This window comes from Arthrobacter sp. GW460-12-1-14-TSB2, from assembly GCF_059423525.1.
Window position 1 is genome coordinate 326,873 of sequence record NZ_JBWKYC010000003.1, and the last position, 6,999, is coordinate 333,871.

Genomic DNA, 6,999 nt, shown 5'->3' on the forward strand with positions numbered 1-6,999 from the left:
TAAAAAGCGCGAACAGGCAGCTAATGACGTCAACCGTGCGGTTTGCGGTCATTAGCTGCCTGTTCGCGCTGGAGAAAGGTTCGGGCTAGACCTGCGCGGCCACTCCGTCGCGTGAGATGGAAACCATGTCCTCGCGGGGCACAACCTTGACCCGCTCGCGGGCAACCTCGACGCCGTGCGATCCGGTCTCGGTGGCCTTCTCGCCGAGGGCGCGCTCGTGTGCGTCCAGAGCCAGCCAGCCTTCCCAGCTGGTGTACTGCACGCCGCGGCTCTCCAGCAGTTCGACGACGGCTTCCGGAGCCGGCGCGGCTGCCAGCGGCAGGTTCGCGCGGTCTTCCAGCAGGTACGTCACGGTCTCAAGGGCGTCGCCCTTGGTGTGGCCGATGAGGCCTACGGGGCCGCGCTTGATCCAGCCGGTGGCGTAGATGCCCGGCACGTGGGTGCCGGCAGCGTCCAGCACGCGGCCGCCGTCGTTCGGGACAACACCCTTCTTGTGGTCGAACTCGACCTCCGGCAGGGCGGAACCGAAGTAGCCGATGGCGCGGTACACGGCCTGGACCGGGTAGTCCACGAACTCGCCGGTGCCGCGGGCGTTGCCCGTGCCGTCCAGCTCGGTGCGCTCAAACTTGATGCCGGCAACGCGGCCGGGGGTCTCGGCGTCGTCGTATACCTCAACCGGGCTGTGCAGGAAGTGCAGGTGCAGGCGGCGGGAGGCCGTGAGCTCGGAGAGCTCTTCCGGCTGCTCGGCGATCCAGTTGGTGAGGGTGCCAACCATGGTCTTGGTCTGGTTGTTGCTCTGGACCTGGCGGTCTGATTCCTCGTCGAATTCGAAGTCCTCCGGGTACAGGATGATGTCCACGTCCTTGGAGTGGGCCAGCTCGCGCAGTTCCAGCGGGGTGAACTTCACCTGGGCGGGGCCGCGGCGGCCGAAGACGTGCACGTCAGTGACCGGAGAGGACTTGAGGCCGGCGTAGACGTTGTCCGGGATTTCGGAGACCAGGAGGTCGTCGGCGTGCTTGGAGAGCATGCGGGCCACGTCCAGGGCCACGTTGCCGTTGCCGATCACGGCGATTTCCTTTGCGTCCAGCGGCCATTCGCGGGACACGTCGGGGTGGCCGTCGTACCAGGAGACAAAGTCGGCGCCGCCGTAGGAGCCGTCGAGTTCGATGCCGGGGATGTTCAGGTCCGCGTCCTTGATGGCGCCGGTGGCGAAGATGACGGCGTCGTAGTGGGTGCGGAGGTCCTCAATGGAGAGGTCCGTGCCGTAGTCCACGTTGCCGAAGAAGCGGATGTCGCCGCGGTCCAGGACCTTGTGCAGGGCGTTGACGATGCCCTTGATGCGCGGGTGGTCGGGCGCCACGCCGTAGCGGATCAGGCCATAGGGCGCCGGGTAGCGGTCAAAGAGGTCGATGCTCACGGTCAGCTCGCCGCTCTTGACGGCTTCGCTCTTGGTGAGGATGTCGGCGGCGTACACGCCGGCGGGGCCGGAACCCACGACGGCGACCCGGAGCGGGCGGGCGGCAGAACCTACGGTGGTGCTATTTGACACGGCTGTGTTCCTTTTTCTGTCACGGCCCAACTGACTCGCACTTAACGTCGTGAAAACGGCTTTTGGGAGCGTTAACTGCGAGCTAGTTGGGAAGGGGCTTCGGGCTACTTGGTCAGTACGCGGGGGCGGTTCGGGGTGGTGGTGCTGTAGTCGGCGGTCTTGAAGTGCGACGGCGCGAACGGGCTGACGCGGACAACGTCACCGATCACGATCACCGCGGGATTTGCGACGCCGGCGGCCTCGGCCTGGTCAGCGATGGAACCGACAGTGCCGATGGTCACGCGCTGGTTGGGCAAATAGCCATTCTCAACGATGCCAACTGGAGTGTCCTGAGGCAAACCGGCAGCCATCAGGGCGGCGGCGGATTCGCGCAGCTGGCCCACTCCCATGAGCAGCACGACTGTGTGGTCGGACCGGGCCGGGACCTCGGAAAGCTCCTCGTGGCCGGTAACTACGCTGAAGCCCTTGGCCAGGCCGCGGTGCGTCACGGGAATGCCGGCCGCCGCGGGGACGGAGATAGCCGAGGTCACGCCGGAGACCACCTCAACCTCGACGCCGTGCTGGCGGCAGAATTCCGCTTCCTCGCCGCCGCGGCCCAAAACGTAGGGGTCGCCGCCCTTGAGCCGGACCACGCGGTGGCCCTTGAGCGCCTCTTCCACGAGGATCCGGTTGATCCCCGCCTGCGGCACGGGATGGTGGCCGGGGGTCTTGCCCACCTCTATGACGCGGACATCGGGGGCGAGTTCGTTCAGGAGCTCGCGGGGGCCCAGGCGGTCCGCCACCACGACGTCGGCCTGGCCAAGGAGCCGGCGGCCGCGGACGGTGATGAGCCCGGTGTCGCCGGGACCGCCGCCCACAAGGGCCACGCTTCCCCGGTGGGCGCGCTGCCGGCGGAGCGGGAGGTCACCGGTTTCCAGCGCGGTGGCAACGGCGTCACGGAGGGCCATGGCACGGCGCGGGTCTCCCCCGGCGTTCACGGCGATCTGCACGTCGTCGACGACGGCGACGGCGGGGGTCCAGGCAGCGGAGGCTTCGTGGTCGGAGGCGTTGACGCACCAGACTCGCTGCGCCTCGGCGTCGGCCGAAACCTGGGCATCCACTGCGGAATCGCCGGTGGCTGTCTGGACGAACCAGACGCCGTCGACGTCGGACGTGAGGTAGGGGCGCTGCTCCCAGGTGAGGAGGCCGGCGTCGGCCAGTTCCTCAAGTCCTGCGGAGGCAACGGGGGCAACCACGGTCACCCGGGCACCGGCGTCGAGCAGCCCTTTGGTGCGTCGCGTGGCCACCGGCCCACCGCCCACCACCAGTACGGGGCGGCCCAGCAGGCGCAGTGCCGTGGGGTAGATGTCCTGAATTGCCATGGATCAACGGTAGGGCCGCGTCACATACCGGAACAACGGCGCGGAAACACCAGTTCACGTAAGGTAACGCTGCGTCACATTGCCGGCACGCTCATTCGACGGGCGGCGGTCCCTGCGTCCGTGCCTGGTTCAGCAGCGCGTTGGCCGTCCACCGCATCGAGGCAACGGCAGCGTCCCTGCTCAGGCCGCCCACATCGGTCAGCCACACCAGCGACTCGATCCCGGTGGCACTGCGGATCGCCAGAACCAGCCGATGGATCTCCGCTTCGGACAGCTCAGGCCCCAACGGGGCGAGCGCCTCGGCGATCCACGCGATGGCGCGGCCCTGGCGCAGCGGCAGGCCCCGCTCCTGGCCGTCCGCGGGTTCCAGCGAGAGCCGCAGCATGGTCCGCTGCTGCGCCTCGGTTTCGATGATCATTCCGGTGAACTCACGCACTACGGCATCCAGCCGCTCGGCCACATCCTCCGGGGGATTGTCCGGCAGCATCGATGTCCGTGCAGTCTCCGGATGGGCCGCAGCCAGCAGCTCCCGCTGACCCGGGAAATAGCGGTAGGCAGTACTGCGGGCGACACCCGCCACCAGCGCGGCCTCATCCACCGTGGGCGTTGCACCGGACGCGACGAGCTGGCGCGCGGCAGCAACCAGGCCTTCAAGGGTGCGGCGCTTCTGACCGGTGCGCCCGACGTCGGCATAAGGTCTTGACATGTCCTTCATGGTACCTGAGTCTTGTTATGGGACATCAGTCCCATAAGTCTTTCCACCAGCATCGGGGCGACCACCATGGAGACGAAGAAAGTTGCATCCGCCGTAGTCCTGCAACCCGGCGAGGGAGCCCGCCGCTGGTTCTTCGGCGGCGGGGTACAGACCTGGAAAGCCACGGAAGAAGACACAGCCGGCGCGTTCCTGCTCTTCGAGGATGAAATGGCCCTCAACAAGGTCACTCCGCTCCACACCCATCCCGACTCGGACGAGACCATGTACATCCTGGCCGGCGAGATCCTGATGAACATGGACGGCACCGAGCACCGGGTCGCCGCGGGCGGGGTAACCATCGCGCCGAGGGGTGTTCCGCACGCGTTCAAAGTCACCCAGGAGGGAACCCGCGTGCTCTGCCTGCACACGCCTGGCGGCGCCCAGGCCTTCTACTTTGGCGCCAGCGAGCCGATTGGCGCTGATGAAGACGGTGCACAGGTGGTGGACTTTGACCGGATCCGCGAATCCGGGCGTGTGAACGGCGGTATTGAGATCATCGGGCCGCCGCCGTTTCCCGGAACGTAGGTTTCGGGACGGGTGACCTAGCGCGGCGGCGGAACGAGGCCGGCGAGGTAAAGCCCGCGCCCTGCGATGAGCCGTTCCAGGTACCGGCTCAGCACCAGCGTCTCCGCGATCCGGCCCAGCGGGCCGAAGGGCGCCGTGAATTCCACCCGGTCCGTCATGATGCATCCGGTGTCCGTCGCTTCGAACTCGTGGACGTGGCGGAAGGCCGTGAACGGGCCTCGGACCTGCTCGTCCACAAACCTTGACGGGAACTCCAGCGAGGTGATGCGGCTGGTCATGCGTATCGGCAGGCCGAAGTGCCGCGCCCGCCACGTGACCTCCTGCCCGGCGCCGATCAGGCCCGACGTCACCCCCGCCACGGCCCGCTCCCCCGCGTCCGCCTGTGATTCGAGGTGCGCGTCGATGCTGCGCGCGAGGTCAAACAACTGTTCCCGGGGCAGGGCGGATTCGGTGCGGCACACGAAGCTGACGGTCATGGCGCCAGTCTGCCAGACTCCCCCGCCCGGCGAAGCGCCGTCGCCGCCGTCGTGGGGCCGGGGCACCTCATTCAGACAAAACAGCAGAGCCCGACGGCGGGACTCGCCGTCGGGCTCTGCTCTTTGGTTCTGTTCGGGCTGCCTCAGGCGCCGGCCCTAGCGGGTGCTGCCGGCGAGGAGGCCGCGGCGCCGCAGGAGGCGCTTTTCAATCGGCGCGAAGACCAGCAGTTCGATCAGGATGCCCACGGCCAGGATCAGCAGGATGGCCGACATCACGATGGTCATGTCCGCCAGGTCGCGGCCCTGGTTCAGCATGGAGCCGAGGCCGAAGCCGATAGTGCCGCCAACGGCGATGATTTCGGCGGCCATGAGGGAGCGCCAGGAGAACGCCCAGCCCTGCTTCAGTCCGCTCAGGTAGCCCGGCAACGCCGCCGGAAGGACGATCTGGAGGGCCATTTGCAGCCGGCTGGCGCCCAGCACCGTGCCCACGCTGCGGTACTGCGGCGGGATCTGGTCGACGCCGGAAATCAGCCCGTTGATGATGGACGGGATGGCACCCATGAACACCACGAAGTACACCGTGGCGTCGGTCAGGCCGAACCAGATGATGGCCGCGGGCACCCATGCCACGGAGGGCAGCACCTGCAGGCCGGAGATGAGCGGGCCGAATGCGCGGCGCAGCGGGGCCACCTGGGCCAGCAGAAGTCCGATCGGCGTCGCTATGACCACGCTGATCAGGAAGCCGACGATTCCGCGCTGCAGGGATGTCCAGACGGCTTCCTGCAGTGAACCCTCGGCCCACAGGGTGCCGAACTGGCCAAGCACGTCGAGCGGTCCGGGCACCAGGTCGCGCCGCTTGAAGCCAAGGGATACGTAGAACTGCCACGCCAGGACCAGCACCACGAGCGCCGCCACCGGGAGCAGGATGCGGCTCCAGTCGATGCGCGCGGCACGGGCTGCGTCCGACTGCAGTGAATCCAGTCCGGATTCGAGCTCGCGCAGGTCTTCGTTGCCGGTGGAGGACCGGGTCAGGGCCGCGTGCACCTTGCGGGTTTCCGGCTCATCGGTGATTGAGCTTGCCTGGCCAGTGATTGAGCTGGTCGAAATCGGGGTCTCGGCAAGCTCGACCAACGGAGTTTGCTTATTTGGCATGGCGGCGGATCTCCTCTCGCAGCCGGGCGGTGATGACCCCGGTCAGCTGTCCGGCAAGACCGGCGTCGGTTCGGTGTTCCTCGGTGACGTTCCATTCCTGGACCACGCGGCCGGGGCGTGAGGACAGCAACAGCACACGCTGGCCCAGCCGGACAGCTTCGCGGACGTTGTGCGTCACAAAAACGATGGTGCGGCCGGTCTCCTTCCAGATCCGTTCCAGCTCGTCGTGGAGGAGGTCGCGGGTGATGGCGTCCAGCGCGGCAAACGGCTCGTCCATGAGCAGCAGCTGCCGGTCCTGGGCCAGGGACCGGGCCAGCGAGACGCGCTGGCGCATGCCGCCGGAGAGCTCGTGCGGGCGCTTGTCCCCGGCTCCGCCAAGGTGGACCAGGTCCAGGAGTTCGTTCGCCTTCGTGCGCCGTTCGGACTTGCCCACGCCGCGCAGCTTGAGGGCGAGCTCGATGTTTTCCCGGGCCGTCAGCCATGGGAAGAGGGCTGCGTCCTGGAACATGAAGGCAGCGCCGTCGCTGGGGACTTCAAGGGCGCCCGACGTCGGGAGTTCCAGTCCCGCCATGATGTTCAGCAGGGTGGACTTGCCGCAGCCGGACGCACCCAAGAGCGCGACGAACTCGCCTTGGGCGATGCTGGCGTTGACGTCGTCCAGCACCGGGGCGCCGTCGCCGAAGCGTTTACCCAGGTTTTCCAGTACGACTGGCATGGTCCTGTCCTAACGTTGATGGGGCTGGAGTTGGTGCTTTGAGGGTGATGCTTTTGGTGCTACGTGCAGGGTTAGTCCTTGCCGAGGCCGGCGGCGCTGACCTTGCTGCCGCCGCTTTTGTTGCTGACGCTGTTCAGGGCGGTGAGGTCGAAGATGCCGCTGATGTCGGCCTGCTTGGTGGTGCCGGCGTCCACGCCGTCCTGCAGCAGCTTCTTATAGGCTCCGGCCAGCGGATCCACGGTGAACACGATGTTCTTCAGCGACCTCTCGATGACGTCCGCCGGGAGCTCGGCGCCCCCGCCTTCCTTCAGCGCGGTGTTCAACACGCTCGCCTTTTCCGCGGCGGGTGTGTCATTGAGCCAGGCCACGGATTCGGCGTGGCCCTTCAGGAGTGCCTTGACGGTGTCCGGGTGGTCGGCGGCGAACTTCTTGCTCACGATCAGGATGGTGGTGGGGAACTCGCCCGG

At 67.3% G+C, this 6,999-nt stretch carries 7 protein-coding genes and 1 pseudogene; 1 reads left to right on the plus strand and 7 read right to left on the minus strand.

Annotation, left to right across the window (positions count from 1 at the left end):
• Positions 1 to 85 precede the first annotated feature (85 nt).
• From AC07YR_RS07205 to AC07YR_RS07215, 3 genes are all read right to left on the minus strand, one after another.
• Positions 86 to 1,549: an FAD-dependent oxidoreductase gene (locus AC07YR_RS07205; protein WP_055799747.1), complete on the minus strand. Its 1,464-nt coding sequence runs from the start codon at positions 1,547 to 1,549 to the stop codon at positions 86 to 88.
• Between the two features lie 104 nt (positions 1,550 to 1,653).
• Entirely contained in the window at positions 1,654 to 2,910 is a 1,257-nt protein-coding gene (gene cobA, locus AC07YR_RS07210) for a uroporphyrinogen-III C-methyltransferase (RefSeq protein WP_494733543.1), read from the minus strand.
• Between the two features lie 91 nt (positions 2,911 to 3,001).
• Positions 3,002 to 3,616 (minus strand): TetR/AcrR family transcriptional regulator, encoded by a 615-nt coding sequence (locus AC07YR_RS07215; protein WP_494733544.1) that lies wholly within the window; start codon positions 3,614 to 3,616, stop codon positions 3,002 to 3,004.
• A gap of 75 nt (positions 3,617 to 3,691) precedes the next feature.
• Here AC07YR_RS07215 and AC07YR_RS07220 point away from each other — a divergent pair, with 75 nt between their 5' ends.
• Positions 3,692 to 4,189 carry a cupin domain-containing protein gene (locus AC07YR_RS07220; RefSeq protein WP_494733545.1) on the plus strand — a complete coding sequence of 166 codons (498 nt, stop codon included), beginning with the start codon at positions 3,692 to 3,694 and terminating at the stop codon, positions 4,187 to 4,189.
• 17 nt (positions 4,190 to 4,206) lie between these two features.
• Here AC07YR_RS07220 and AC07YR_RS07225 read toward each other — a convergent pair whose 3' ends face one another.
• The 4 genes and pseudogenes from AC07YR_RS07225 to AC07YR_RS07240 form a co-directional block, all read right to left on the minus strand.
• A complete protein-coding gene (locus AC07YR_RS07225; protein WP_436058331.1) occupies positions 4,207 to 4,665 on the minus strand; it encodes an SRPBCC family protein in 459 nt (152 codons plus the stop codon).
• 156 nt (positions 4,666 to 4,821) lie between these two features.
• Positions 4,822 to 5,817, minus strand: a complete 996-nt coding sequence (locus AC07YR_RS07230; RefSeq protein ID WP_494733546.1) for an ABC transporter permease — start codon at positions 5,815 to 5,817, stop codon at positions 4,822 to 4,824.
• Complete coding sequence (locus AC07YR_RS07235; RefSeq protein WP_028272786.1) at positions 5,807 to 6,532, minus strand: ABC transporter ATP-binding protein; 726 nt, start codon at positions 6,530 to 6,532, stop codon at positions 5,807 to 5,809. The genes AC07YR_RS07230 and AC07YR_RS07235 overlap by 11 nt, the downstream gene beginning before the upstream one ends.
• A 71-nt stretch (positions 6,533 to 6,603) precedes the next feature.
• A pseudogene (locus AC07YR_RS07240) lies at positions 6,604 to 6,999 on the minus strand (sulfonate ABC transporter substrate-binding protein); the annotation flags it as partial.

Excerpts from the sequence above, each read along its gene's own strand:
- cobA (WP_494733543.1), bottom strand. The coding sequence starts at position 2,910 with ATGGCAATTCAGGACATCTACCCCACGGCACTGCGCCTGCTGGGCCGC.
- AC07YR_RS07235 (WP_028272786.1), bottom strand. The coding sequence starts at position 6,532 with ATGCCAGTCGTACTGGAAAACCTGGGTAAACGCTTCGGCGACGGCGCC.
- AC07YR_RS07225 (WP_436058331.1), bottom strand. The coding sequence starts at position 4,665 with ATGACCGTCAGCTTCGTGTGCCGCACCGAATCCGCCCTGCCCCGGGAA.
- AC07YR_RS07215 (WP_494733544.1), bottom strand. The coding sequence starts at position 3,616 with ATGTCAAGACCTTATGCCGACGTCGGGCGCACCGGTCAGAAGCGCCGC.
- AC07YR_RS07230 (WP_494733546.1), bottom strand. The coding sequence starts at position 5,817 with ATGCCAAATAAGCAAACTCCGTTGGTCGAGCTTGCCGAGACCCCGATT.
- AC07YR_RS07220 (WP_494733545.1), top strand. The coding sequence starts at position 3,692 with ATGGAGACGAAGAAAGTTGCATCCGCCGTAGTCCTGCAACCCGGCGAG.